This window comes from Acetobacter sp. (assembly GCF_047721705.1).
In the GTDB taxonomy this organism is placed as follows: Bacteria; Pseudomonadota; Alphaproteobacteria; order Acetobacterales; family Acetobacteraceae; genus Acetobacter.
Genome location: NZ_JBDNXK010000023.1, coordinates 13,156 through 39,697, shown reverse-complemented (window position 1 = coordinate 39,697; position 26,542 = coordinate 13,156). Strand labels below are relative to the sequence as shown.

General features: G+C 58.9%; 16 protein-coding genes. 5 read left to right on the top strand and 11 right to left on the bottom strand.

The window, feature by feature from the left end:
• A partial coding sequence (locus ABF824_RS06075; RefSeq protein ID WP_415487067.1) for an SMP-30/gluconolactonase/LRE family protein occupies nucleotides 1-1,047 on the top strand: 1,047 nt, incomplete at its 5' end.
• A 92-nt stretch (nucleotides 1,048-1,139) separates the two neighbouring features.
• Here ABF824_RS06075 and ABF824_RS06070 read toward each other — a convergent pair.
• Nucleotides 1,140-5,207, bottom strand: coding sequence for a beta strand repeat-containing protein (locus ABF824_RS06070; RefSeq protein WP_415487065.1), 4,068 nt, complete (start codon nucleotides 5,205-5,207; stop codon nucleotides 1,140-1,142).
• 239 nt (nucleotides 5,208-5,446) lie between these two features.
• Nucleotides 5,447-6,907 (bottom strand): metalloprotease TldD, encoded by a 1,461-nt coding sequence (tldD, locus tag ABF824_RS06065; RefSeq protein WP_415487075.1) that lies wholly within the window; start codon nucleotides 6,905-6,907, stop codon nucleotides 5,447-5,449.
• A gap of 206 nt (nucleotides 6,908-7,113) precedes the next feature.
• Here tldD and treF point away from each other — a divergent pair, with 206 nt between their 5' ends.
• Nucleotides 7,114-9,009, top strand: a complete 1,896-nt coding sequence (treF, locus tag ABF824_RS06060) for an alpha,alpha-trehalase TreF (protein ID WP_415487063.1) — start codon at nucleotides 7,114-7,116, stop codon at nucleotides 9,007-9,009.
• A gap of 63 nt (nucleotides 9,010-9,072) precedes the next feature.
• Here treF and dnaJ read toward each other — a convergent pair whose 3' ends face one another.
• The 3 genes from dnaJ to ABF824_RS06045 form a co-directional block, all read right to left on the bottom strand.
• Nucleotides 9,073-10,227, bottom strand: a complete 1,155-nt coding sequence (gene dnaJ, locus ABF824_RS06055; RefSeq protein ID WP_415487061.1) for a molecular chaperone DnaJ — start codon at nucleotides 10,225-10,227, stop codon at nucleotides 9,073-9,075.
• A 179-nt stretch (nucleotides 10,228-10,406) separates the two neighbouring features.
• Nucleotides 10,407-12,314, bottom strand: a complete 1,908-nt coding sequence (gene dnaK, locus ABF824_RS06050) for a molecular chaperone DnaK (RefSeq protein WP_415487059.1) — start codon at nucleotides 12,312-12,314, stop codon at nucleotides 10,407-10,409.
• A 185-nt stretch (nucleotides 12,315-12,499) separates the two neighbouring features.
• Nucleotides 12,500-13,129, bottom strand: coding sequence for a nucleotide exchange factor GrpE (locus tag ABF824_RS06045; RefSeq protein WP_415487057.1), 630 nt, complete (start codon nucleotides 13,127-13,129; stop codon nucleotides 12,500-12,502).
• A 312-nt stretch (nucleotides 13,130-13,441) separates the two neighbouring features.
• Between ABF824_RS06045 and ABF824_RS06040 the strand changes: the two genes are divergently transcribed.
• Both ABF824_RS06040 and ABF824_RS06035 read left to right on the top strand, forming a co-directional pair.
• Nucleotides 13,442-14,149, top strand: a complete 708-nt coding sequence (locus ABF824_RS06040; protein WP_415487055.1) for a response regulator transcription factor — start codon at nucleotides 13,442-13,444, stop codon at nucleotides 14,147-14,149.
• Between the two features lie 194 nt (nucleotides 14,150-14,343).
• Nucleotides 14,344-16,029, top strand: a complete 1,686-nt coding sequence (locus ABF824_RS06035; RefSeq protein ID WP_415487073.1) for an ATP-binding protein — start codon at nucleotides 14,344-14,346, stop codon at nucleotides 16,027-16,029.
• Between the two features lie 80 nt (nucleotides 16,030-16,109).
• Here ABF824_RS06035 and infC read toward each other — a convergent pair whose 3' ends face one another.
• The 6 genes from infC to accD all read right to left on the bottom strand — a co-directional run bounded on the left by infC (nucleotide 16,110) and on the right by accD (nucleotide 24,268).
• Nucleotides 16,110-16,646 (bottom strand): translation initiation factor IF-3, encoded by a 537-nt coding sequence (gene infC, locus ABF824_RS06030; RefSeq protein ID WP_415487071.1) that lies wholly within the window; start codon nucleotides 16,644-16,646, stop codon nucleotides 16,110-16,112.
• A 203-nt stretch (nucleotides 16,647-16,849) separates the two neighbouring features.
• A complete protein-coding gene (locus tag ABF824_RS06025; RefSeq protein WP_415487053.1) occupies nucleotides 16,850-18,052 on the bottom strand; it encodes a S1C family serine protease in 1,203 nt (400 codons plus the stop codon).
• A gap of 114 nt (nucleotides 18,053-18,166) precedes the next feature.
• Nucleotides 18,167-20,707 carry an ATP-dependent helicase HrpB gene (hrpB, locus tag ABF824_RS06020; protein WP_415487051.1) on the bottom strand — a complete coding sequence of 847 codons (2,541 nt, stop codon included), beginning with the start codon at nucleotides 20,705-20,707 and terminating at the stop codon, nucleotides 18,167-18,169.
• A 70-nt stretch (nucleotides 20,708-20,777) separates the two neighbouring features.
• Nucleotides 20,778-21,887, bottom strand: coding sequence for a hypothetical protein (locus ABF824_RS06015; protein ID WP_415487049.1), 1,110 nt, complete (start codon nucleotides 21,885-21,887; stop codon nucleotides 20,778-20,780).
• Between the two features lie 74 nt (nucleotides 21,888-21,961).
• The gene (locus ABF824_RS06010; RefSeq protein ID WP_415487047.1) at nucleotides 21,962-23,290 is read right to left on the bottom strand and encodes a bifunctional folylpolyglutamate synthase/dihydrofolate synthase; all 1,329 of its coding nucleotides are present in this window, start codon (nucleotides 23,288-23,290) and stop codon (nucleotides 21,962-21,964) included.
• 54 nt (nucleotides 23,291-23,344) lie between these two features.
• The gene (accD, locus tag ABF824_RS06005; protein WP_415487045.1) at nucleotides 23,345-24,268 is read right to left on the bottom strand and encodes an acetyl-CoA carboxylase, carboxyltransferase subunit beta; all 924 of its coding nucleotides are present in this window, start codon (nucleotides 24,266-24,268) and stop codon (nucleotides 23,345-23,347) included.
• Nucleotides 24,269-24,502: 234 nt separating this feature from the next.
• Between accD and ABF824_RS06000 the strand changes: the two genes are divergently transcribed.
• Nucleotides 24,503-26,542, top strand: coding sequence for an NAD(+) synthase (locus ABF824_RS06000; RefSeq protein ID WP_415487043.1), 2,040 nt, complete (start codon nucleotides 24,503-24,505; stop codon nucleotides 26,540-26,542).

The following is a 26,542-nucleotide window of genomic DNA, read 5'->3' as shown; positions in this document are numbered from 1 at the left end:
GGCTATCTCCCAGATCCGGACATCATCCCGCTCGATCCTTCCTTCAAAGACCTGATTTTCTCCGGCACATCGATCCAGCGTGTCCTGACGGGTGGAGGCTGGGTCGAAGGCCCGACATGGCTCAGTGAGGCACGCATTCTGCTGCTGAGTGATACAATCCGCAGCAAGCAATATCGCTTTGTTCCTCCTGATGACGACGGTCTTGGTTCCCTCTCCGTCTTCCGGCAGGAGAGCTATCACAGCAACGGCAATACCGTTGACACGGAAGGACGGATCATCACCTGCGAGCATGACATGCGTCGTGTGATCCGCTGGGAACATGACGGAATCTGTCATATTGTCGCCGACACTTTTAATGGCAGATCACTGAATTCGCCGAATGATGTCATCGTCAATCCAATGGATGACAGTATATGGTTCACTGACCCGAGCTATGGCGACACCCTCATAGAAGGTCATCCGGATGCTCCTGGCATGGGCACTAATCCCACAGGGAAACTTCGCTGGACATTAGGATCGGAAGTTTCCGTCCAGTTCGCAGGGCATGAACGGCAGCCAGACCATGTTTTCCGTGTCGATGGAAAGACCGGCGCTGTGGAAGCCGTGCTCTCACAGGATGATGTGCCCAGTCCCAACGGCCTGTGTTTTTCACCAGACCAGAAAACACTTTACGTTATCTCCTGCGCACCTGACCCTTCACAAATCGGGCCGAAAGGGCAGAAAGTCATCTATGCCTTCGACATGATCGGAAATCGCCCGAAAAACCGGCATGTTTTCTGTGATATGACGCATGAGGGGTATCATATGACCCCAGATGGAATGCGCGCAGATGTTTTCGGCAATCTATGGTGCGGCGCATCGGGCGAGTTCGGGATGGCAGGTGTGTTCTGTTATAGCCCAACAGGAAAACTCATCGGACGCATCCGCCTGCCGTTCGGCTGTTCAAATCTGACGTTTGGCGGCCCCAAACGAAATGAGCTCTATATGTGCTGCGGCACCCAGATGTTTCGTCTGTTGCTGGAAACGCAGGGAGCCGGCCTTTCGTAAATATCCTTTTATTTATGACCAAATACGAAAAACCCTGCCGCCATACGCATGGTATGATGGCAGGGTTTTCTCATAAGTCTATTCCGTAAGATTTACGAAATCAGCGACAACTGATCGGTCGAAGTGACACCCACGAAGGTCGCCGTATGACCGTCCTGCAGCGCCATCACCAGATTGCCGTTGGAGACCGTCTGATCCGTCACGTTCGATATCGAGAAGCTGGTGTTATGGTTGACGCCGTTCAAGATGAAGTCGCCCGCCACACTGCCATCGATATCGACCGTGTTATCACCATGAGACACGTCGAGCGTCACATCGCCGTAGTTCTGTGTCGCGCTCAACGTGAGACCGCCCGCTCCGGCCGTAATGGAAGCAGCACCATTCCCCACTGAAACGTAGGCATGACGCGCACCACCGATAAACGTCAGGTCGCCGCTTGCAGTCCCCAGTTCGTTGACCGAAATCGTGCCGGTCGCATCGTTGCCAACGGTCTTGTCTGTTACCGTCACGTTGCCCGAACCCGTCACATCCACGCTGTCCGTTCCCGAAACAGAGGTGCCTGTGAAAGTAGTTGCGCCCTTGCCAACCCAGGTGGTCACCGAACCCGTGGACTCAATGCCTGCGCTTCCGGTCATGTCGGCGCCATTCAGCACAAGTTCAGCATTGCTGGCCGAAATACCGGCAGAACCATTTCCTCCAAACAGCAGCAGAGAGTTGTCGCCCGTCTGCGTGATGGTCTGCGTGGAATCCTGCATACCCCAGAGATCCACCTCTTCGCTATCAGCACTCGTGCCCCCGGAAATGGTCAGGGTCTCTGCTCCGGCAACGCCATTGTTCATGACATCCTGCAGATGGCCACCAGCCTCGACCGTGACCGCGCCACTTCCCTGCCAAATCTGGTTCGTGCCACCGGAAACTCCATGGATCGACCAGTCAGACGTCTGATCGGCGCCATTGGCCACCAGAACACCTTTGGTGCCCGTGTAATCTATGGCATCGCCACCGCCATAAACATCTGTGGTGCCGGTGGCATTGGTCGTGTCAATCGTCTGGGTGGCTCCGCCGCTGCCAACCATGACCTGAGCAGCCTGTCCACCAAGGCTTCCGCCAGCAATATTCAGTGTGCCAGCCATATCGGCGACAGCCGCGCTATTGACGCTCTGACCACCCATATAGAAAGCGTCAGCAGCCGTGCCGGCCAGTTGGTCAGTGACCGTCGCGGCCCCCACGACAACAGTGTTGCTCTTCGTCCCATCACTAACGATGGTTGCACTGCCCGCTGAAGACGACCCATCCAGATTGATCGTGGTATTCTGGCCATGGAAAGCCAGATTGGCTCCCGGCGCACCATTGATGGTGATGGCGTCGCCACCTTCGTTGGTGATTGTCTGCGTGGAACCTGCCGAAGAAAGAGCAGACGTCAAATTGATCGTAGCGCTTCCACCCGTGCCCGCGACAGCATCCCATACCGTGATGTTGCCATTGACATCCTGCCCGTCAGCCTGACCGACCGTGACCGTGTCGCCGGTTCCCGGCGTGTAAAGAACAGCACTGCCGCCTGCGGTCACCGTGCTGCCACCGTGACTGACCACAGTCGCCGCGCCTGTTGCCGCAGAACCGGAAAGATCAACCGTGGCGCTGGTCACATCTGCCGTGAGATCCGCTGCGCCGCCATTGATTGTCTGGCCCGCATCCGCCTTGACAAAGACCGAGCTGCCAGCAGCCGCATTCACGGTGTAGGTTCCACCACTGAAGGCATAACCGGCATCCGTGTCATACACATCGACCGTCATACCGCCACTTGCATAGGTGGTGGTGCCATCGGCGAGGACCATCGTGAAATCAGCCTCGCCAACACTTCCCGTGCTCGCAGCCGCTGCCGCATGCCATTTCAGGCCATCCAAGGCCTCCTGAAGCTGGGCTGCGTCACCCGTAAAGGTGATGGCGTTGCCACTTTCGGACACCGTACCGGTAAAACCAGAGGGTTGCTCGAATGTGCCGGCAACCCCATCAGTCTGTGTGACCGTCAGGGTAAGATTACCCAGTGCGGCATCACCCGTAACAACACCAGCAGACGCAAGCGAGACGTCTTCCGCACTGGTTGCCGAAACGATGTCCTGAAGACCACTCAGGGTCGGGCGTGCACCCACCGTCAGTTCGACATCGTTGTTCGCGTCCTGACCCACGATGAAGACCTCATCGGCGAAATCCCCACCCAGACCAATGGTCTGAGAGACGCCACCAGCGGAAACCGTCAGTGCTCCCGCGCTGTCGACACTGACAGACGTGTTGGACTGGTAGGCCAGATCCTGAAGATCCAGATGGACACCGCTGGCAACGGCAAGATTCTGGATCGTAGCGCCGGATCCGATATCAACGGCACCTGCTGAGACTGTGCCACTGGAAATCTCACTCCCCGATCCCACGACCGACACCGTCCCATCCGACATGGTCAGATCCGTGATCGTGCCGGAGTTTTCAACCACACCGCCAGAAACGGTCAGGCCCGTTACAGTGCCGGAATTCTCAGCTGTTCCGCCAGACGCTACCGTCAGCCCCGTTGCCGTGCCACTTGTCTCGTTCTGGAAAATCGCACCCGACAGAACAGTAGCACTCGCTACCGTGCCATGCCGGTTGTCCAGAGAAGCGCCAGAAGCGACGGAAATGTCGGACACCGTCGAACTGCCAAGCACATGACCTGCGCCGTTCGAAATCGTGACACCCGAAGCCGCGTCACCAAAATACGTGTTTAGAACGGCTTCATCCTGCGCACTGCTCGTGACGACCAGACCAGCGGAAGCCAGAACGCCTGCGGACACAGCAAGATCCGTCGTCTGACCGTCTGCCGAGACCTGCTGCACCAGCGTGCCATCGGGCGCCACGATGTGACCACCTGAAACAAGCGTCAGGTTCTTGATATGCTCAGGCGTCCCCTCAACATCCAGCGTTGCGCCACTGGCGACAGTGATGTCATGCAGCGTCGCATCACTTCCCACGGAAACAACGGCAGAACCATTGATCGTGGCACTGCCCAGATCAGCATCACCGCTCAGCGTGACGCTGGCTCCACTATTGAAAACGTCATTCTCAAGCTGGACATTGCTGGCCGCAGCAACAGTGCCGCCATTGATGGTGCTGTCCGTCAGCGACGCACTCCCATCAAGGGAAACAGCGCCATTGTTGGCGGTCAGACTCTCGATCGTGCTGGAACCACCGGCGTGCAGCACAGAGGCACTACCAAGTGTGGCGGATGTCAAAGCAGCGTTGCTGCTGCCGAGATCAAGCTGCGCACCATCCTCAATCTGCACATTCTGCAGATCAGCGCCGGACGTTACGGAAACAACCGCGCCACTCTCGATGCTCGCGCTGTTCAGGATACCGCTCCCAACGGAAACGGAAGCACCGCTCGCGATCGTCGCGCTATCGACTTCGCCGCCCGAAATCGTGAGGTTCGCACCGCTATCAACCTGCGTATCGGTAATATTTCCGCCGTCAGCAACAGAAACGTGCGCGCCGTTCTGCAGTTCCTCATGAACCAGCTTGGCTGTACCAGTAACGTCGACCGTTCCAGCAATATAAGTGCTGGTCATTGTCCCCGCGCTCAGAGAGGCCGTCGCAGCGCTACCCAGATGGCCGCTCACGAAGGACGCCCCACTCTGCAGAGCCAGAGTGCCGTCAACATACGTACCGCTGACCTGCACGCCGGAGCCAACCGTCAGCGATGCACCTGCATCAATGGTGCCATTGCTGAAAGAAGCGCCACTGGCAACAGAAACGCTCGCGCCGGAGGCAAACGTGTCCGAATCAGCTGTCCCCGTCCCGCCCATATAGCTGCTTTTCAGGTTCAGGCTGGCACCGTTGCCGAACGACGTATTATTGACCGCACCGTTTTCAAGCGTGATCTGCACGCCTTCTCCAACGGTCGAGCTATTCAGCACGCCACCAGAAACGGTGACCGTGGCGCCAGCTTCAACTGTAATATTCGTTGCGCTTCCTGTAAGAGTCTGGCCGCCGGAAACGCCTGTTTCAACAACAAGACTACCGCCATTTTGAATAACGGTGTCGAGCGCCTGACCCCCACTGACAATTTCACTCTGTCCACTGGTAATTGTCTGGCTGCTCCAGGTCTCGCCTGCACTGACAACGGTGTCATTACTCATGCCGTTTCCTTTTGATGCAGGAAAGACCTGCATTCCTATTCGGTTGTTACACGGCAGACATATGAAGCAACGTTCATTAATAAATATCTAAAGGAGTAATGTAGATCTTTAGAACACTCATTCTCTATTTGAATGAGTTTCTCTTTACATGGCAGGCTTCAAACTCAATTAATTCCCCCTCCGAATAAATACACACTACTTGTAAAATAAACCTCACAGGTTCGTGATAGAAATCATCATCAGGCCGTCGTACCCCCTACTGTCAGACCGGTCATCTTGAGAGTCGGCTGCCCCACGCCGACAGGAACACCCTGTCCCGCTTTGCCGCAGGTTCCGATGCCGGGGTCCATCTGCACCTCGGAGCCAATCATGGAAATCGACGTCATGGCGTCCGCGCCATTGCCAATCAGCGTCGCGCCGCGCACGGGGGCCGTCACCTTGCCGTCTTCGATCATGTAAGCTTCGGAAGCAGCGAAAACGAACTTGCCGGATGTGATGTCGACCTGGCCGCCGCCGAAATTGACGGCATACAATCCCCGCTTTACCGAGCGGATCATGTCGTCCGTACTGGCTTCACCCGCAAGCATCAGGGTGTTGGTCATGCGCGGCAGCGGCATATAGGCATAGGACTGGCGTCGACCGTTGCCCGTAGGCGCAACACCCATAAGGCGTGCGTTGAGACGATCCTGAATGAATCCGGTCAGAATCCCGTCTTCAATCATCACCGTCCGACCCGAGGGCGTGCCCTCATCATCCACCGTGAGACTGCCGCGTCGATCAGGAAGTGTCCCGTCATCCACGACAGTCACGCCGGGACTGGCAACGCGCTTGCCCATCAGATCCGCGAACATCGAGGTTTTCTTGCGGTTGAAATCCCCTTCAAGACCGTGTCCGACCGCTTCATGCAGCAGAATGCCCGGCCAGCCGGCGCCCAGAACGATCTCCATTTCTCCGGCAGGAGCGGGACGCGCATCCAGATTGACCAGCGCCGTGCGCATGGCCTCGTCCGCTGCCTTTCTCCACGCCTCGTCTTCCAGAAGCCGCGTCACGCTGTAACGACCGCCAAAGCCGTACGTCCCACTTTCCCGTCGGCCATCCTTTTCGACAACAACCGTCACATTCAGGCGCACCAGCGGCCGGATGTCGGCAACCCGCTGTCCGTCCGCACGCATGATCTGCACCGCCTGCCATTCGGAAGCGATGGAGGCCATGACCTGCACAACGCGGCTGTCCTTCCCGCGCGCATAGGCGTCGATCTGACTGAGGAGTCCGACCCGCTGGACGAAATCGGTCTCCTGAAGAGGATTAACATCGCTGTACAGCCGCGCATTGGTGGATCGCGGCGAGGGCGACATGATTGCCGAACGGCCATTCCGCACAGCGGACACTGTCTCCGCCGCCCGCTTGAGCGAGCTGGAACTGATTTCATCGGAATGCGCGAATCCGGTCTCTTCCCCCAGCACGCTCCGCAGTCCAAAACCACTGGAGGTGTTGAACGACGCGGAACGGATCACGCCATCATCAAGCGCCAGTCCCTCCGTCTCTCTGTATTCGAGAAACAGTTCTCCATCTTCCATTCCGTCCAGCGCGGTGCGCGTTATGGTCTCGGCGTCTTCCCGCGCGAGCAACGCACCGGAGCGCTCGAAAAACAGATGGTCAGTCGCAGCGAGCGGACCGAGACCCGCCACATGCGTCTGCATGCTTCCGGCGCCAGAGGAGGCAGAGACATTCCGGGTTGAGGCAACGGACGACATGGGCAAAACTCTCCGGGACAGGCCAGAACGGCAAATTGAAGCAGCCATTCACCACTGCGATACATCCCTGTGTCATAACTGTTTTCGAGGAAGACGGAAAACCCGGACGCCACTCACCCGTCATTAATTATTTGGCAGAATGTGCTTCCAGCATGACTGCAAGGAAAGGAACCGGTTTGAGCCTATCTCGCTCTTTTCGCCAATGGTGTGCTCTGGGCTGCGGCTTACTTGCCTTTTCTGTATCCTCACACCCCGCCATTGCCCAGATTCCCGACAAGGGAGACCCGCCAGTGGCCTCATCCGACACACCATCACATCAGCCCGTCAGCGCCCGCATCCTGATTCATCCGCACATCCTGCCGCCCCCTGAAGCGCCCAAGCCTCCGGAACATCAGGATCTTCGGCCGCCCTCCATCGCCCTTGACGGTCTTTTCGACGCCATCGGCAGAGCAAGGATCTTCACGGACGCCAAGGCTGCGGCGGACGCCTACCCCAACCGACCGCCCGCCGAAATCCTCGCTACATGGCGCGCCCAGAAAAGCGATCCGGGCTTCGATCTCAAGACGTTTGTCGCAACCTATTTCACCGTGCCCGTCATTACCTCGGCGGCCTACCAGCGCAAGCCGGACGAGAATGTTCGCGATTATATCTCCGGCATGTGGGACGTTCTGACACGCCAGCCGGATACGCCGGTCGCATGGTCGTCCCTGCTGCCCCTGCCGGGAAAATACATTGTTCCGGGCGGCCGTTTCTCGGAACTCTATTACTGGGATACCTATTTCACCATGATCGGATTGTATGAGGACGGTCGCATCGACCTCATGCGCTCCACTTTCGACAATCTCGCTTATCTCATCGACCATTACGGACACATCCCGAACGGCAGCCGCACCTATTATCTTGGACGTTCCCAACCCGCTTTTTTCGCCATGATGCTGGATCTGATCGCCACGCATGACGGCAGAAAAGCCTACGTCAAATATCTGCCCCAGCTTCAGCGGGAATATGATTACTGGACGGACGGTGAAGCGACCCTTGAACCCGGCCATGCGTGGCGCCACGCCGTTCGCCTGAAAGACGGGACGGTCATGACCCGCCCGTGGGATGACCTCGATACGCCGCGCGATGAAAGCTATCCGCAGGATATTGCCACCGCCGCGTCTACATCGCGTCCCTCATCCGAAGTCTGGCGCGATCTGCGGGCAGGCTCGGAAACCGGATGGGACTTTTCATCGCGTTGGCTCCAGGACCAGCATACGCTCTCCACCATCCACACAACCGATCTTCTGACTATCGAGATGAACTGCGCGGTTGCGCATCTCTCACGCACACTTGCTCATGCTTACGAACTGGCCGGAAACAAAGCGCAGGCAGAGCGCTACAAGGTCGATTCAAAACGACGGATCGCTGCGATCCAGCACATCCTGTGGGACGCGAAGCGCGGCGCATTTTATGACTACGACTGGAAAACCGGGCATTTTGTGGATGTGCTGTCGGCGGCAACTGCCATGCCGCTTTTCCTTCAGATGGCAACCGACAAACAGGCACATGCCGTCGCAAAAGCACTACAGAGCAAGCTGCTGCATGCTGGCGGACTCACAGCAACGGATACAATCAGCGGTCAGCAATGGGACTCTCCAAATGGCTGGGCGCCGCTCCAATGGATGGCCATCAAGGGACTCAATTTTTATGGGGAAGACACGCTTGCGCAGGAGATTGCAAAGCGCTGGATGACACGCGTGATCGGCACTTATGAAAAAAGTGGCGTTCTGCTGGAAAAATACGATGTGGTTAATTCGGAAATCAGTCCGACCGGTGGCGCGGGCGGCGGCGAATACCCGATGCAGATCGGTTTCGGCTGGACGAACGGCACATTGCTGGGGCTGATGAATCGCTATCCTCAGGTTGCACAGCAGATTCTCAGCAAAAATCCGTTCGCTGGACAGGCGTCGCAGGATGACGCCACTCCCGGCAATACGGCAGCAGCCGCTCCGTCCATTCCGGTCACGACAAAACCAACGCTCAAACCCACTCCGGAAAAACGCTGACGAATAAAAGAAAAGCCCGGAATTTCTTCCGGGCTTTTGCATGTCAGTCGCAGCCTTTCAGGCTTAACTCTTTCCTTCGAAAAAGTCTTTCACACGACTGAAGAAACCGGCGTGTTCCGGACTTCCCTTGACGTTTTCACCCGCTTCTTTCTCAAACTCTTCCAGAAGTTCTTTCTGTCTTTTCGAAAGATGCTGCGGCGTTTCAACCGTCACCTGCACATACATGTCGCCGCGTGCCGAAGAGCGCAGAACCGAGAAACCTTTTCCGCGCAAACGGAAATGTTCGCCGCTCTGTGTTCCGGCTGGAATCTTCACCATCGCCCGGCTACCATCGACCACCGGCACTTCGATTTCCGTGCCCAGTGCAGCCTGCGCCATGCGAATGGGCACGCGGCAGTAAATGTTCGAGCCGTCCCGCTGGAAAAGCTCACTGGTCTGCACCACGATATGAACATAAAGGTCGCCTGCTGGCGCGCCTTTACTGCCTGCTTCCCCTTCACCTGAAAGGCGGATGCGTGTGCCATCCTCAACGCCGGCCGGAATGGCGACTTCCAGCGTGCGCGGCCGTTCAATCGTTCCCACCCCACGGCAGTCAGGGCACGGATCCTTGATGACCTTTCCCGCGCCATGGCAGGTGGGGCAAGGACGTTCGACAACGAAAAATCCCTGCTGCGCCCGGATCTTTCCGGCGCCATGACAGCTCGGGCAGACTTCGACGCCTGCTTCCTTGTCCTTTGAGCCGGTACCATCGCAGGACTCACACTGGACCCGTGTTTTGACGGTGATGGACTTCTTGATACCCGTGAAAGCTTCGGCAAGCGTGATTTCAACCTGCGTCTGGATGTCGGCACCGGCACGCACCCCACCGCCACCACGACGGCCACCCATCATGTCGCCGAACATCTGTTCGAAGATATCGCCGAGACCACCGCCGCCGAAGCCGCTGAATCCGCCGCCCCCGAAGTCGAACCCACCCGGACCGCCACCACCTGTGAAAGCATCATGGCCGAAGCGATCATATGCGGCACGCTTCTGATCGTCCTTGAGGACGTCGTAAGCCTCGTTGATTTCCTTGAACCGCGCCTCTGCGACGGCATCGCCCGGATTACGGTCCGGATGATATTTCATGGCCAGCTTGCGGTACGCTTTTTTCAGTTCGTCAGATGAGACTTCTCGTGTGACTTCCAGAACGGCGTAATAATCAAGTTTCGTGGCCATAGATTTCCTCGTAAGCGGCCTCTCCAGCAATCGTGTGCATCTTCAACGACATCAGGAAGAGAGAAAAAGACAACGCCCGCCCCAAACGAATGGAGCGGGCGCCTTCAGAACAGGGCGAGATGTCTCGCCTGCTGACAGGGACCGGCACTCATTACCAGTCCCCGTCAGGACACATCCGCTCAGGCTTTTTTGTCGTCGATTTCTTCGAAATCGGCATCGACGACCTTGTCGTCCGGCTTCGCACCACCGGCAGCAGCACCCTCGGCGCCTGCACCACCAGCCTGCTCAGCCTTGTAGACCGCTTCACCAATCTTCATCGCCGCCTGCGTCAGACGCTCGGATGCAGACTTCACAGCTTCAGCATCGGACCCTTCAAGGGCGGACTTGACTGCTGCAACAGCGCTTTCCGCTTCGCTACGGTCGGCAGCCGGAACCTTGTCGCCAGCCTCGGACAGAGACTTCTCGACCTGATTGACCAGAGCTTCAGCATTGTTGCGGGTTTCAACCGCTTCACGCTTCGCCTTGTCAGCCGTTGCGTTCGCCTCGGCGTCCTTGACCATCTTGTCGATGTCGGCATCGGACAGACCACCAGAAGCCTGGATCTTGATCTGCTGCTCCTTGCCGGTCGCCTTGTCCTTAGCGGACACGGAAACGATGCCGTTCGCGTCGATATCGAACGTGACTTCAATCTGCGGCACGCCACGGGGAGCCGGAGCGATACCGGTCAGGTCGAAGTTGCCCAGCAGCTTGTTGTCAGCCGCCATCTCACGCTCGCCCTGATAGACCTTGATGGTCACGGCGTTCTGATTGTCTTCAGCCGTGGAGAAGGTCTGGCTCTTCTTCGTCGGGATCGTCGTGTTGCGGTCGATCAGACGGGTAAACACGCCACCCAGCGTTTCGATACCAAGCGACAGGGGCGTCACGTCGAGAAGCAGAACGTCCTTCACGTCACCCTTTAGGACCGCGCCCTGAATGGCCGCACCGATCGCCACGACTTCATCGGGATTCACGTTACGGGCAGGCTCTTTGCCGAAGAACTCTTTAACGGCCTCGATCACCTTCGGCATACGGGTCATGCCGCCGACGAGGATGACTTCATCGATCTGGGAACTGTTCAGACCTGCATCCTTAAGAGCAGCCTTGCAAGGCTCCATCGTGCGGGTGATCAGATCGTCAACAAGGCTTTCCAGCTTCGCGCGGGTCAGCTTCACCACGAGATGCTTCGGCCCGGAAGCGTCAGCCGTGATGAACGGCAGGTTAATCTCGGTCTCCTTGGAGGAGGACAGCTCGATCTTCGCCTTTTCAGCAGCTTCCTTCAGACGCTGGAGAGCAAGCTTGTCGGACTTCAGGTCGATACCCTGATCACGCTTGAACTCGCTCGCGAGGAAGTCGATGATCCGGTTGTCGAAGTCTTCACCACCAAGGAACGTGTCACCGTTGGTGGACTTCACTTCGATCACGCCGTCAGAGATCTCAAGGATCGAGACGTCGAAGGTGCCACCACCAAGGTCATAAACCGCGACAGTGCCGCCATTCTTCTTCTCAAGGCCATAGGCCAGAGCAGCAGCCGTCGGCTCGTTGATGATACGCAGGACTTCAAGACCAGCGATCTTGCCAGCGTCTTTCGTAGCCTGACGCTGGGCGTCGTTAAAGTAGGCCGGAACGGTGATGACCGCCTGAGTCACCTTCTCACCGAGATAGGACTCGGCGGTTTCCTTCATCTTGCCCAGCACGAACGCAGCGATCTGAGAAGGCGCATACTTCTTGCCGCGCGCCTCGACCCAAGCGTCGCCGTTGTCGCCCTTCACGATGGCGTAAGGAACGAGTTCCTTGTCCTTCTGGACGGTCGGATCGTCGAAGCGACGACCAATCAGACGCTTCACTGCATACAGGGTGTTGGCCGGGTTGGTGACAGCCTGACGCTTCGCGGCCTGTCCGACGAGCATTTCACCGCCTTCGGTGAACGCCACCATCGACGGCGTCGTGCGCGCGCCTTCGCTGTTCTCGATAACCTTCGTCTCGTTGCCTTCACGGATGGCAACGCAGGAATTGGTCGTACCGAGGTCGATACCAATAACTTTGCTCATATAATCAATCCCTTCTCAGCGGCCCCATCTGGCCCGAAGCACCTGATGGAACCCTCTTTTTTGTAGCGGAGACATCGGTTCACACCGGCCTGCTCCGCTTGTCTGTATAAAGATGTAGGCGGCTGGAATAACGCTTTCAAGAGGAACCCGTCCCTGAAAAACGCCCGGCACACTTTCACCCCGATTTATGACCCACCTTCGTTTTTCGCCACGACCACCATCGCCGGCTTCAGCAGGCGACCATGTAACGTCCACGTAGGAGTCCAGGCCTGAATGACCGTGCCTGTAGCATGTTCGGCGCTGGGCTGTTCCGCCATCGCTTGATGATGGTTTGCGTCAAAAGCCTGACCTGAAGGATCATGACACACCACACCATGACGCTCCAGAATGGACAGGAAGGACCGCTCGGTTCCCTCAATTCCTTCACGCATCTTGGTGATGATGCCGTCCTCACCCTCAGTCTTGGGGGGAAGGCTGGCAAGACCACGCTTCAGGTTTTCCGCAGCTTCCACCACATCACGGGCGAATTTCTGCACCGCATACTGACGCGCGTCATCAATCTCGCGCTTCGTGCGGGCGCGCAGATTCTGCATCTCGGCCTCGGAGCGCATCCATTTGTCGTGCTCTTCAGCCAACTTGGCTTCCAGCTCCTTGATCCGGCTGCTGGCGGCACTCATCACTTCATCCGTGGTCGAACTCGCCTCATCGGCACCGACAGTTCCTTCAGAAGCGTGCGCGGAATGATTTTCGTGGAGACCTTTCGCCGCCGCATCAGCTGGCGATCCGGCCTCAGGGGTATCTGTGATATTGCTCATGGCAATAGAGTTAGGCATCCTCGCAATGATCGACAAGGCATTGAACCGGGCAAAATTCGCGCTTTTTTCCGGAAGCAGCCATTCCATCCCTTCCATGCAACGGGAGAGAGTTTAAGTCTCAAAATAGTTAATAAATTATCCTCTGAAATGTTTGTCTAAAATTCTATAAATTTCTTCTTTACGATCTTTTCGAGAACTTTTGTTCCTCTTTCCCCCGTAGCCCCACGAGCGCGAGCGCTGTATGGTCGCCCCCATCTGATCGCATCACCAGCACGGTGGGCAAGTATTCTGCCTCGGGAGGGGACTGAATTCGTGACCGAAAAACAGACGATCGCACTGGTCGATGACGATCGCAATATTCTGATTTCCGTGCAGATGACACTTGAGGCCGAAGGCTATGCCGTGCGCACATTCACGGATGGCGAACAGGCCCTGCAGGATATCACCAACCGCCCCGTGGATCTCGCGGTTCTCGATATCAAGATGCCGCGTATGGATGGCATGGAGCTGCTTCAGCGTCTGCGTGCCCGCTCCAACCTTCCCATCATCTTCCTTTCCTCCAAGGATGAGGAAGTCGATCAGTTGATGGGGCTGCGCCTTGGAGCCGACGATTACATTACGAAGCCTTTTTCGCAGCGCCTGCTGATTGAACGCATCCGTGCTCTTCTGCGCCGCAATGAAGTCAACAAAGCGGAAGCATCCGGTGAAACAACCGGCAGCATGCTGGTCCGTGGCGACCTGATGCTCGACGAATCCCGTCATCGCTGTCAGTGGAAAGGCAATGACGTGCCGCTCACGGTCACGGAATTCCTTCTGGTCAAGGCGCTTGCCAGCCGTCCCGGCCTTGTCAAATCGCGTGACCAGCTCATTGATGCCGCCTATGGCGATAACATCTACGTCGATGACAGAACCATCGACAGCCACATCAAGCGCGTCCGCAAAAAGTTCCGTCAAGTTGATGACGACTTCAACCAGATCGAGACACTTTACGGCATTGGCTATCGTTACAAGGAAGACTGAAACGGGAGGGGAACGCCCTCGTGACAGAGCAGGACGACCTTCCATCAGTTGCTGAGGCGCCGCGACCTTTATCGGCGCGGCTTTCCTCTTCCATGACTGCATTCCACCAACGGGCAAAACGCCTCCTGACACACTGGCGTCATACCCGAAACGACGGCCCACCGCGCCCCGAGCAGCGTCTGATCTCGCCTCTCATGCGGCGTATTCTGCTGGTCAATATGCTGCCGCTTGCGGTTTTCGGCCTGACGCTGCTGTTTCTCAACCAGTTCCGTAACAGTCTTGTCACTGCGGAAGTCAGTGCCCTGCGCGAACAGGCCCGCATCTATGCCGGCGCCCTCGGGCAGAGTGCCGTTACCTCAAAGCCATTACCCAAACAACGGCACGATTCCTCCCTGCCCGACAGGGTTTACAGTCTTGAAGAGACATTGGCCCGTCCGCTCCTTCTCAAGCTGACCGAGCCCAGCCCACAGGCAGACGCGCGCGTCTATGCGCCTGACGGACGGATGATCGCCGACAGTCATCAGGAAAAACTGGCGTCCCAGTTACCAGGAGGTCCACCGCTTCCCCCAGACATGCAGGACACCCCGATTCCGGAGGACTTTTCCGGACGGCACAATATCTTTCGACGACTGCTCGACACGGTGATCGGCGATGTCGATGACATGCCTCTCCGAGACGAGGGACATTCACCACCACCGCGCGATGGAAATGTTGGCAACGGTCCCGACTTTCCGCCTGAAGAAGTGGAAACGCCCCCTTATATCCGGCGGACCGCCAACCACACGCTGGTCATCACCATCGCCGAACCCATCATGCATGGTGGCCAGACCATTGGCGTGCTCCAGCTCACCCGCACGGGAGAAGCGATCGACACGTCCCTGTTCAAGATCCGATCCTCCATCATCTCGCTGTTCCTGCTGGCGATGGCCACCATGGTCATGCTGTCATGGTATCTTTCCCTGACCATCGCACGCCCCCTCCTCCGTCTTGCAACATCCGCCCATGTCATGCGTGAAAGCGCCGGACGGACCGGCACCGTTCCCAGCAGTCTTCTGGGACGAAGCGACGAAATCGGTGATGTGGCGAGAGCCTTGCAGGATAGCGCACAGGCTCTGTGGACCCGCATGGATGCCATCGAACGGTTTGCCGCCGATGTATCGCATGAGATCAAGAATCCTCTCACTTCGATCAGATCAGCCATTGAGACACTGCTTCGCTCCGATGTAGAAGAACGACAGCGCCGCCTGCTCTCCATCATCGGGCAGGATGTCCAACGACTGGATCGTTTGATCACGGATATTTCGGATGCCAGCCGACTGGATGCGGAACTATCGCGCGCGCGCCCAACACCTGTCGCCATCGGACAGCTTCTTTCCCTGCTGGCCGAAATCCATCAGACCACCCGCAAGCCGGGTCAGCCGATCATCAGTGTCGCCATCAGTGACGATTCCCCAGCCCACCCGCTGCTACTGCTCGCCGTGGAAGACCGACTCGTGCAGGTGCTCCGAAACCTGATCGGCAACGCCATTTCCTTCTCACCGCCTGACGGAAAGATCATTCTGGAAGCGCATGCCGCAGGCTCTTACGTCTCGTTCTCGGTCTCCGACGAAGGACCGGGCATTCCCGCTGCAAAACTCGATTCGATTTTTGACAGATTCTATTCAGAACGCCCCAAAAGCGAGCATTTCGGCCAACATTCCGGCCTGGGGCTTTCCATCAGCCGCCAGATCATCCAGGCGCTACGCGGCACCATCCGGGCGGAAAACAGGGTCGATGCCCACGGCAAGGTCATTGGCGCACAGTTTGTCATCCATTTGCCGCGGGCCAAAAGCGGTAGCGAAAACGAAACGTCCTCCAGCGAGGAGGATCAGGATGACTGATCCGCAAGCGCCGCTTCATCGCAATAAAAAAGGCCGTCCGGCGTAATACCGGACGGCCTTTTTACTGAATTCGACCAGCCTCAGCGCGGAGCGAGCACCATGACCATCTGGCGATTCTCCAGCTTGGGCATCTGTTCGACCTTCGCCGTTTCGTCCATCTCGTTGCGAATCCGCTCAAGCACGTTCACACCAAGATCCTGATGGGCCATTTCACGGCCACGGAAGCGAAGCGTCACCTTGACCTTGTCGCCCTCCTTGATGAAGGACTTCATGGAGCGCATCTTAACCTGGTAGTCGTTTTCGTCGATATTCGGACGAACCTTGACTTCCTTGATCTCGATGACCTTCTGCTTCTTGCGCGCTTCGTTCCGCTTCTTCTGCTGCTCGTACTTGTATTTACCGTAATCGAGAATCTTGCAGACCGGCGGCTCGGCATTCGGGCTGATCTCAAGCAGATCAAGCCCGACACCATAAGCCCGGGCCAAAGCCTCCCGAGTCGGCAGAACGCCGATCATTTCTCCATCCTGATTGATCAGACGGACTTCCGGAATACGGATTTCTTCATTTACGCGGGGTCCCTCACGGCTTGGCGACGAGGGAAACGGGGGCCTTGGTATGGTCAACTCCTGTCAATATGACGTCAAAAAGGCGGGCTTTACAGAACGACAGCCCAACGCTTTCTAATTCAGTTCCACTATGTGCGTAAATGAACCATCAAGATCAAGCATTCCCGTCATGCTTCCGACGCGTCCAGCTATGCATAAACCGCTTATCAGGATATCGTGAAACTTTATTTCCGATCATTAAGTGCAAATAATTACTACTCATCTCCGTCGCCGTCACGGCCATCATCCAGCGGACGCGTGCCCACAGGCACCTGCAACTGTACATTCACATTCTTGCGACGAACGACGACCGAAAGAATACTGCCCGGCTTAACGGCGGCAACAATCCGGATCAGCGTGCGGGCGTTCGCCACCCGTTCGGTTCCGATCGTCGTGATGAAATCACCTTTGCGGATGCCCGCTTTCTGCGCCGGACCTCCTCGGTCCGCATCGACCACCCGGGCCCCGTCCTGCCCTTCCTCGTCCTCCAGCGTCACGCCCAGCCAGCCCCGGTCGATATGACCGCTCGTCCGCAGGGCATCGACCACCGGAATGACCAGTTCCGACGGGATGGAGAAGCCGATTCCCACCGAACCGCCCGTTGGCGACACGATGGCCGTGTTGATGGCGATCACCTCGCCCTGCATGTTGAAGGTCGGACCGCCGGAATTACCCGGATTGATCGGCGCATCGAGTTGCAGAAAGTCGTCAAAAGGGCTCGCGCCAAGATCACGCCCACGAGCAGACACAATGCCCGCGGTGATGGATGATCCCAGACCGAACGGATTGCCTGCCGCCATGATCCAGTCACCCACCTGCACCTTCCGGCTGTCCCCCCATTTTACATAGGGCAACGGCGTCAGGCTCTCGACCTTGATGACAGCGATATCCGTCAGATCATCACTACCCATCACGCGCGCAGGCAGTTCATGCCCATTCGAGAAGGACACCGTAATATTAGACGCATCCCCCACCACATGGTTGTTGGTGACGATGACGCCAGACGGATCGATGATGAAGCCCGATCCCGCGCCAAGCATTTCCTCACCATGACGCCGCAGGCGCTCACGGAAACGGCGCTCCAGCGGCGTGCCTGACACATCAGGCAGCACATGCAGTCGGCGGTTGGTAGAAGGATTGATCTCGCGCGTGACGGCGATATTCACCACCGCCGGTCCAACCAGTTGCACCAGAGGGGCAAAAGTCAGAGGCCGCGCCACGCCAAGAAGCGACGTTCCATTTTCCGGGGGAGCGACCAGCGGTCCCGGGACAGCCCCATCCGCGTGCGCTGAGGATGGCGACAGAAAACCCACATAAATCAGAGCCGCCCCAACTGCGGCCCCCGCGGCCACAGCCACCATCCCGTAGCGCTTCGCACGGGTTTCGGGGCAAAACAGACTCTTGAGGGTTCTCAACATACAAACAGCTTCTTCATCACAACTTCAGGCGTTGGGACAAACCAAACGCCAAGGCAATCCCATGACCGGTCAAGAATGACGATTAACGACACACTGTGGCACAGATGCGTCGGATTATCGCTTTCCTCGCGGTTCGGGCGGCGAAGCTGTCGCCGGGTTCTCCGGCCAGTCGTGGCGCGGGTAACGTCCCCGCATATCACGGCGCATGTCCAACCAGCCGTTCGTCCAGAACGACGCCAGATCAGCGGTCAGCGCCTGCGGTCGCCCCGCTGGCGAAAGAAGAGCCAGTCTCAACGGCACCCTGCCGCCAGCAAGGCGCGGCATCTCGGTCGTGCCGTAGAAAACCTGCGCCTTCGCCGAGGCCACCGGCACAGGCTGTAGATAATCCACTTTTACCCGACCACCCTTCAGTGTCAGTTCCGTCGGCAGATCGCGGTCAAGCATGACACAGTCCGCATGCGGCAACTGGGCGCGCAGAATGGCCAGCAGATCCATCTCCTTCAGCGCCGCCAGCGAGGTAACGCCGGCAAGCCAGGGAGAGAGCCATTGCGTGGCCGCACTGGCGAGCGCCTCATCAGATAGGTCAGGCAGATCACTGCGCCCCAGGGTCTCACGGGCAATCCCGACACGGGCCTGAAACTGGCACGCGGCATCCGTCCATGTCAGGGCAGTGCTTAAGGAAGCAGCAGCCTGCGCGACCAGCAGGTCAGCTGCATCTTCCGCCCTGACCGTTTCCGTCCGGTCACGCAGCACCAGCGCCCCCACCCGCAGACGTCTCCGCGCGATGATCGACCCATTCACCGGGTCCAGCGCCGTTTCCACCTGTTCGGTCGCGCGATCAATCAGCGCCTGAGGAAGATCGTTAGGATCAAGGGGAGCCGCCAGTCGGATTTCGGCGCTCTTGCGCAGGAATAGAGAAGCGACCGCCAGCAACTTTCTGTCCGCCAGCCGATCGGCTTTGCCGATACGGGCGCTTCCCCCACCCGAAAGGCGGTAACTGCCCGGCTCACCACGCGCCTGCGCCACGCGGTCAGGGAAACCTGCCGCCACCAGAGCACCCGCGTCGCCACGGGCTTCCGTGCGATGGGAAAGTCCCAGCCGACGCCGAAACTGCCCTGCCGCCTGCCGTATGCGCGCCAATGCTCCCCGGTCGGCATCCTGATGATCTCCCCCCGCGATCAGATCCAGCCTCAACGAAAGATCGGCTGGCGGCACAGGAGGCGGGCCTCCCACCCGGCCGCCCATACGGGGACGCAGAGGATCACGCTCTTCCAGCAACGCCGCCAGATCGGCCGCCAGCGCGCCTTCCCCTTCATCACGGGCCGCCACCATCATGGCGGCGAGACGCGGATGCGTGCCGAGTGCCGCCATCCGCTGTCCAAGTCTGGTTGGATGCCCCTCCGCATTCAGAGCCCCGAGCTGCACCAGCAGGTCCCGCGCTGCGGCAACCCCGCCTGTCGGTGGCGCATCCGGGAAACGAAGAGCAGAATCTCCGCCCATCGTTTCCCGCCACAGACTGGTGGCGAGAACAAAATCGGACAGATCCGCATCGAGAATTTCCGGGCGATCATGCTGCGCCAGTCCCCGCCCCGTTGCTTCGGTCCACAGACGCAGGCTGAAACCGGGCGCCTCACGTCCTGCACGTCCGGAACGCTGGGTTGCCGCGGCACGGGAAATCCGCATCGTTTCCAGCCGTGCCAGACCAGCCCCCGGATCAAATCGTGGCGCACGGCGGAAGCCACCATCAATCACGATACGCACGCCGGGAACGGTCAGCGATGTCTCGGCGATGGAAGTGGAAAGGATTACGCGACGACGCCCATCATCCTCCGGGCTCAGCACGCGCGCCTGCTCAGCAGGTGGCAGTTCGCCATGCAACGGGAGAACCAGTGCGGGAAGCCCCTGCAGTTCCGCCATAGTCCGACGGATTTCACCCGTGCCGGGCAAGAAGACGAGAATGTCGCCGTCGCGTTCCGAAAGAATCTCACGCACCGCACGCGCTGCCTCGCGCGGGAGGTCGCGCACAGAGGCAAGATCGCGTTTGATGTGACTGATCTCGACGGGAAATTGCCGCCCTGCGCTTTCAATAACAGGCGCATTCATCAAATCACGTAACGTCGCCGTATCGGCTGTCGCGGACATGGCGAGGAGGCGAAGGTCCGGACGCAGCGTCTGTTGCAGGTCGAGGCAGAATGCCAGCGCCAGATCAGCATCGAGTGACCGTTCATGGATTTCGTCGAAGATGACACAGGCCACATCATCCAGCGTCGGATCTGACAGCAGGCGGCGCAGGAACAGACCTTCCGTCACCACTTCGATGCGCGTTTTCTCGGAAACCGCGCTTTCCAGACGGGTGCGGAAACCAACTGTCTCCCCAGCTTTCTCGCCAAGCAACGAAGCCATCCGCTGCGCCGCCGCACGCGCCGCCAGCCGACGCGGCTCCAGCATGATGATGCGCCCTCGCACGCCACACCAGTCCGTCAGCAACAGCGACAGTGGCGCAAGCGTGGTCTTGCCTGCACCGGGAGGCGCCACCAGCACGGCGTTCGGTTGCGTCTTGAGAGCCGCAAGCAGATCAGGCAGGCAGGCCCGAACCGGCAGATCATCACCGGTCGGCACGAGAAGCGTCTCTATGGTGGAGAATATGTCGCGCATGCCAGCGGTTATGCAGAGGGAAGGAGAATTGGGCAATTCTCCGCTGAAACAGCGGTGCTCCCCTCCCCGGTCAGAATGCGTAGGCCAGCCCTGAGTGCATGGTCACGCCACTGGTCCAACTGCTGGGTTCCATGATGAACAGACCCGCATTGGCGCCACCCATCTGGAATATGGGTTGGCTGCGTCCAAAGGAATAATAAACATACTGCACGCCAGCGATAAAATGGATTGAGTGCGAAATGCGATAATCGAAATCAAGTGCGGCAGTCCATTCTGGGCGGGGGCGCAGATGAAACGTTCCATTCGTTCCCGCCGCATCCATTCTTGATCCCAGCAACTCCGTCCATCCGAGACGTCCTCGCAGAACGAATGCATCGCTCACGGCGTAATCAAGTCGCACCGTAATTCCCGCCTTGAAGCCCCCATAGGCCTCGCTACTACTCCTAACACCGTCTCTTCCCTCAATATCGCGGTTCCATGACCAGTAACCACCAACAATGGTCGGCGTAATCATGAAGCGGTCCGTAACCGGCAGTCCCTTGCCAATCTCAATGCTGGAATCTGTCGTAAACCGATGGGAAGACGTTTTGTACGGAGCAATCTCCCCCAAACGATTCCATGTCGAACCGTTATAACCGACAGTTCCGTCGCCCAGCGCGAAATGCGCAGCCAGAAAAACATGATCGATTTCGTAGAGATCGAACATGTCGGCGACATCGAACTGAAAACCGGGCACCCACCCGGTTTCACGGTCGTAACCGGTGGGACCCCATTGTAACGGCATCTTTTCCTTATAGTTGGTCAATCCTCCCGTAACCGACAACCCGATCTCGCGGTTGACCTGCACCACAGCGGGAATACGCCGCGACGGAGAGTAAGACCCCCGATCCATAGGGATGTCGGGCATGAAATGATGTTGTTTGCGTGGAGGATGCTCCTGCGGGAACGGACGCGTGGGCATCTGGTAGGATGATGGCGTGACGGTTTCTGTCGGCACACTCTCATCGCCATTCATGCCGATCGTCATCAGCATACGGGCCAGAGTCTGATGGCGCAGTTCTGAATCGCGACGAGAATCGAGATAAGAATCACTATGTTCGGGAGCAAACTGGGCGTGAGCTTTCTGTCCAACCGTCATGGCGGTCACGGACAGACCGAGACACAGGAAAAACTTACGCAAGGGCGCCTCGCCGGAGTGAGAAACAACGTTTCTCTCCTAGAGCGCGGCAGTTAACTCCCTCTTACCATTCGCCCTTACAGAGCGGTCCATCCGTCTTTTTTCAACACAACGCCCGCCAGATAAAGACTGCCACAGATCAGCACGCGCGCGGGCTTGCCTTCCCCCTGCGGCAAAGCTGCCAGAGCAGAAGCGATATCCGGGCCAGAGCGCACTTTCCCATTGCTGGCAGCGACAATGGCGTCCACCGGAAGCGCCAGATGTTGCTCTGGCTCGGCCACCGCCCAGACCGATGTGGCATGATCGAGAATCGGCGCGAGAAAACCGCCCGCATCCTTGGTCTGCTTCATCCCTACAAGGATATGTAACGGCCGGTCAGACCATTGTTCCAGCACCGGCACCAGTGCTTCGCCAGCACCCGGATTGTGGCCCCCGTCGAGCCACAGTTCCCATCCCTCCGGCAGTTGAGCAGCGAGAACGCCATGCAATTGCTGGAGTCGCGCAGGCCAGCGTGCCTGAGCGATACCTGCCCAGCCGTTCTCCGGCACAGGCAGACCGCTGGCACGCAGGGCCGCGACCGCCAGACCGGCATTATCATCCTGATGCGCGCCGATCAGAGCGGGTTCAGGAAGAGTCAGGCCGCCATGATTATCTCTGTAGAGCAGTGCTTTTCCCGCTTCGTCACGGTGGACTGTCCAGTCACGGTCACGCAGCCACAACGGCGCCTGCCGGGCCTCAGCCTCCGTCGTCAGCACATCCTGCACCGCGGCAGGCTGCCGCGCCGACACAACAGGCACACCATCCTTGATGATGCCCGCCTTTTCACCCGCAATGGCGGACAGTGTGCTGCCGAGAAACGCCTCATGATCCATCGAAATGGCGGTGATCACGCAAGCGGCCGGTTTCGTGAGCACATTGGTCGCATCGAAACGGCCGCCCAGCCCCACCTCGATGATCGCCAGTTCGGCGGGGTGCCGGGAAAACAGCAGAAATCCTGCGGCGGTCAGGACCTCGAACACGGTGATCGGCTGCCCGTCATTCACCCGCTCGATCTCTTCCAGTGTGGCGATCAGTTCATCCTCGCTCACCAGCCTGCCAGCGATACGGAACCGTTCGGTCACATCCACCAGATGCGGCGAGGTCATGACATGCACGCGCCAGCCCGCGGCTTCGCCAATGGCACGCAAATTGGCGCAGGTGCTGCCTTTGCCGTTGGTGCCCGCCACATGGATGACAGGGGGCAGGTGACGTTCCGGATGCCCGAGTTTGGCCAGCAGAGCTTCGAGACGACCGAGAGAAAGGTCGATCAGCGCCGGATAGAGCCAATTGAGCCGTTCCAGCACTCTGCCGGTCCGGCCCGTGAACTCCGCGCCCAGTGAAGGTGCGTTGGAAGGGGCGTCGGTCATGCGATCATTCCGGAGCGCGCCCCTGTGAAGCCAGCGCCCGCCTTGCGTGTGAGGTCAGTTGGTTGGAAGCGGCATTTCTTCCGAACCCGGCTCTTCCGGGTCGGGCAGCGTGCTGGTGAAGACATCGCCCGGAGGGGCGGAGGTCAGCAGGCCGATCACACGCCCCAATGTCTCGCGCAGATTCTTGCGCTCCACCACCATATCCAGCATGCCGTGTTCGAGCAGATATTCCGAACGCTGGAAGCCTTCAGGCAGCTTCTCGCGCACGGTGTCTTCGATCACCCGCGGTCCAGCGAAGCCGATCAGCGCCTTCGGCTCAGCGATCTGCACGTCACCCAGCATGGCGAAGGATGCCGACACGCCACCCGTCGTCGGGTCGGTCAGCACCACGATATAGGGTAGGCCCGCATCCTTGAGCATTTCCACGCCCACGGTGGTACGCGGCATCTGCATCAGGCTCAGCATGCCTTCCTGCATGCGGGCGCCGCCCGACGCCGTAAAAATCACCAGTGGCGCACGCTGAAGGATAGCCAGACGGACGGCGGCAATGAAGGCCTCACCAAGCCCGGTGCCCATCGTGCCCGCCATGAATTCATAGGCCATGATCGCCACGACCGCCGGATAACCGGTGATCTTGCCGTGCGCTACGGCCAGCGAATCCTCGAGACCCGTCTTGGCGCGCGCATCCTTCAGGCGATCCGTATAACGCTTCTGGTCGCGGAACCCGAGCGGATCGGAGGGCACTTTCGGCAGTTCGATGCGGGTGAAGCTGTCAGCGTCGAACGTCCACTCGAAACGCTTCGCCACCGGCACCTTCATATGGAAGCCGCAATGCGGGCAGACGTTCAGCGTGCGCTCCAGATCCTTCACCAGAATCATCTGGTGGCAGGAAGGACAGTTGGTCCAGAGATTGTCCGGAACATCGCGCTTGAGCAGTCCCCGGATCTTGGGCCGGACATATTCGGTCAGCCAGCTCATGCCTGAACTCCGCGCAAGGAAAAAAGAACGAAAGCCATCCCGCGCCGAAGGGTTGCGGGCAGCCCAAGGGGGCACTGCATAGCTTCCCTATGAAAGACTGCCAAGTACATAGCGACAAACCACCACCGGGAACCTTCATCCCGCCAAGGCGACATAACGTTGTCTGGCCTGCATCGGCCTGCGCGATATAGGATGACGCTACAATCGGGACAGGCAGAAACAGGCAGGGTTTTCATGCGGGATTTCCATTCCCTTTATCATCATGGCTTCGCGCGTGTCGCGGCCTGCACCCTGCCTGTACGGCTCGCCGACCCGCGCACCAATGCGGCACGGGTCATAGAATGCGCGACAGCGTGTTCGAAGGATGGGGCTGTCCTCGCGGTTTTCTCAGAACTGGGCCTGACGGGCTATGCGATCGACGACCTGCGCCAGCAGGACGTTCTGCTGGATGCCGCGGAAGAGGCGCTGGCCGAAATCGCCGCCGCCAGCGAGGCGTTACTGCCACTCATCCTCGTCGGAGCGCCCCTTCGCCATCGGGATGCGCTCTATAACTGCGCGGTAGCGCTGCATCGGGGAAAGATTCTCGGTGTTGTGCCGAAATCCTACCTGCCGAACTACCGCGAGTTCTATGAGGCACGGCAGTTCACGCCGGGCGCTGGCATCATCGGCGAAACACTCTCCCTCGCGGGGCAGGATGTCCCCTTCGGCACCGATCTGCTGTTCGAAGCAAAGGACATTCCCGGCTTCTGTGTCGGCGTGGAGATCTGCGAGGATGTCTGGGTGCCCCTGCCACCCAGCACCCGCGCTGCGCTGGCGGGAGCAACCGTGCTGGCCAACCTGTCGGCCAGCGACATCACCGTTGGCAAGGCCGACGTGCGCGACATGCTCTGCCGGTCACAGTCCGATCGCTGTCACGCGGCTTATATCTATGCGGCTGCGGGTGAAGGCGAATCGACCACCGACGTTGCGTGGGACGGACAAATCTCCATCTTCGAAAATGGCCGCAGACTTGCCGCCAGCGACCGCTTTCCCTCCGGCGCGCGCCATGTGCTGACCGACATCGACCTCGACCTGTTGCGGCAGGAGCGGATGCGGATGACCTCCTTCACGGCCAACGCGCACGCTGAAGAGGATTCCTTAGGCTGGCGCCGCATCGTCCGGACCTTCGCGCCGCCTAGCGGCAATATCGGACTGAAGCGAATCGTGCCGCGCTTTCCCTTCGTGCCGGATGATCCGGCGCGGTTGGAGCAGGACTGTTATGAAGCCTGCACCATTCAGGTGTCCGCCCTTCGCCAGCGTATGGCGGCGACCGGGGCGAAGAAGATGGTGATCGGCGTGTCAGGCGGCCTCGATTCCACCCACGCCCTGCTGATCGCCGTGAGGGCGGCGGACGAACTGAAACTGGGCCGTGATGCAGTGCTGGCCTTCACCATGCCGGGCTTCGGCACGAGCGAGCATACCAAAAGCAACGCCCATGCCCTGATGGAGGCACTTGGCGTTACGTCGGCGGAAATCGACATTCGCCCCGTGGCCGAGCAGATGCTGAAACAGATCGGTCATCCCTACGGACAGGGGGAGCCGGTCTATGACATCACGTTCGAAAACGTGCAGGCGGGTCTCCGCACGGACTTCCTGTTCCGGCTCGCCAACCAGCGCGGCGGCCTTGTCATCGGCACGGGCGACCTCTCGGAACTGGCTCTCGGCTGGTGCACCTACGGCGTGGGCGACCAGATGGCGCATTACAACGTCAATTCGGGCCTACCGAAAACACTGATCCAGCATCTCATTCGCTGGTTCATGGGCACGACGCTGTTCAGTCCCGAGACCAAGGACATTCTGAAAGCCATTCTGGACACCGAAATCTCACCCGAACTGGTGCCTGCCGACGCAAGCGGCGCGGTGCAGAGCACACAGGCCACCATCGGGCCGTATGCGCTGCACGATTTCACCTTGTTTCATGTCCTGCGGTACGGCTTCCGTCCTTCGAAAATCGCCTTCCTCGCCGAACATGCGTGGAGAGATGCTGATTATGGAGAGTGGCCCCCCGGTTTCCCCGCAGACGAGCGTGTGGCTTACGACCTGCCCACCATCAAACACTGGCTGGGCGCTTTCCTGCATCGCTTCTTCACCACCAGCCAGTTCAAACGCTCCGCCATGCCGAACGGACCGAAGATCGTGGCCGGGGGGGCGCTCTCACCGCGGGGCGACTGGCGTGCGCCATCGGATGGCAATGCCCTCCTCTGGCTGGAGGAACTGGAAAAGAACGTTCCGTAG

Bases quoted from the DNA above. Each gene is read 5' to 3' on its own strand.
- hrpB (WP_415487051.1), bottom strand. From the start codon at position 20,707: ATGCGCGACATATTCTCCACCATAGAGACGCTTCTCGTGCCGACCGGT.
- treF (WP_415487063.1), top strand. From the start codon at position 7,114: ATGACTGCAAGGAAAGGAACCGGTTTGAGCCTATCTCGCTCTTTTCGC.
- ABF824_RS06045 (WP_415487057.1), bottom strand. From the start codon at position 13,129: ATGAGCAATATCACAGATACCCCTGAGGCCGGATCGCCAGCTGATGCG.
- ABF824_RS06010 (WP_415487047.1), bottom strand. From the start codon at position 23,290: ATGACCGACGCCCCTTCCAACGCACCTTCACTGGGCGCGGAGTTCACG.
- dnaJ (WP_415487061.1), bottom strand. From the start codon at position 10,227: ATGGCCACGAAACTTGATTATTACGCCGTTCTGGAAGTCACACGAGAA.
- dnaK (WP_415487059.1), bottom strand. From the start codon at position 12,314: ATGAGCAAAGTTATTGGTATCGACCTCGGTACGACCAATTCCTGCGTT.
- ABF824_RS06035 (WP_415487073.1), top strand. From the start codon at position 14,344: ATGCGGCGTATTCTGCTGGTCAATATGCTGCCGCTTGCGGTTTTCGGC.
- ABF824_RS06000 (WP_415487043.1), top strand. From the start codon at position 24,503: ATGCGGGATTTCCATTCCCTTTATCATCATGGCTTCGCGCGTGTCGCG.
- ABF824_RS06070 (WP_415487065.1), bottom strand. From the start codon at position 5,207: ATGAGTAATGACACCGTTGTCAGTGCAGGCGAGACCTGGAGCAGCCAG.
- tldD (WP_415487075.1), bottom strand. From the start codon at position 6,907: ATGCAGACGCATGTGGCGGGTCTCGGTCCGCTCGCTGCGACTGACCAT.
- accD (WP_415487045.1), bottom strand. From the start codon at position 24,268: ATGAGCTGGCTGACCGAATATGTCCGGCCCAAGATCCGGGGACTGCTC.
- ABF824_RS06025 (WP_415487053.1), bottom strand. From the start codon at position 18,052: ATGTTGAGAACCCTCAAGAGTCTGTTTTGCCCCGAAACCCGTGCGAAG.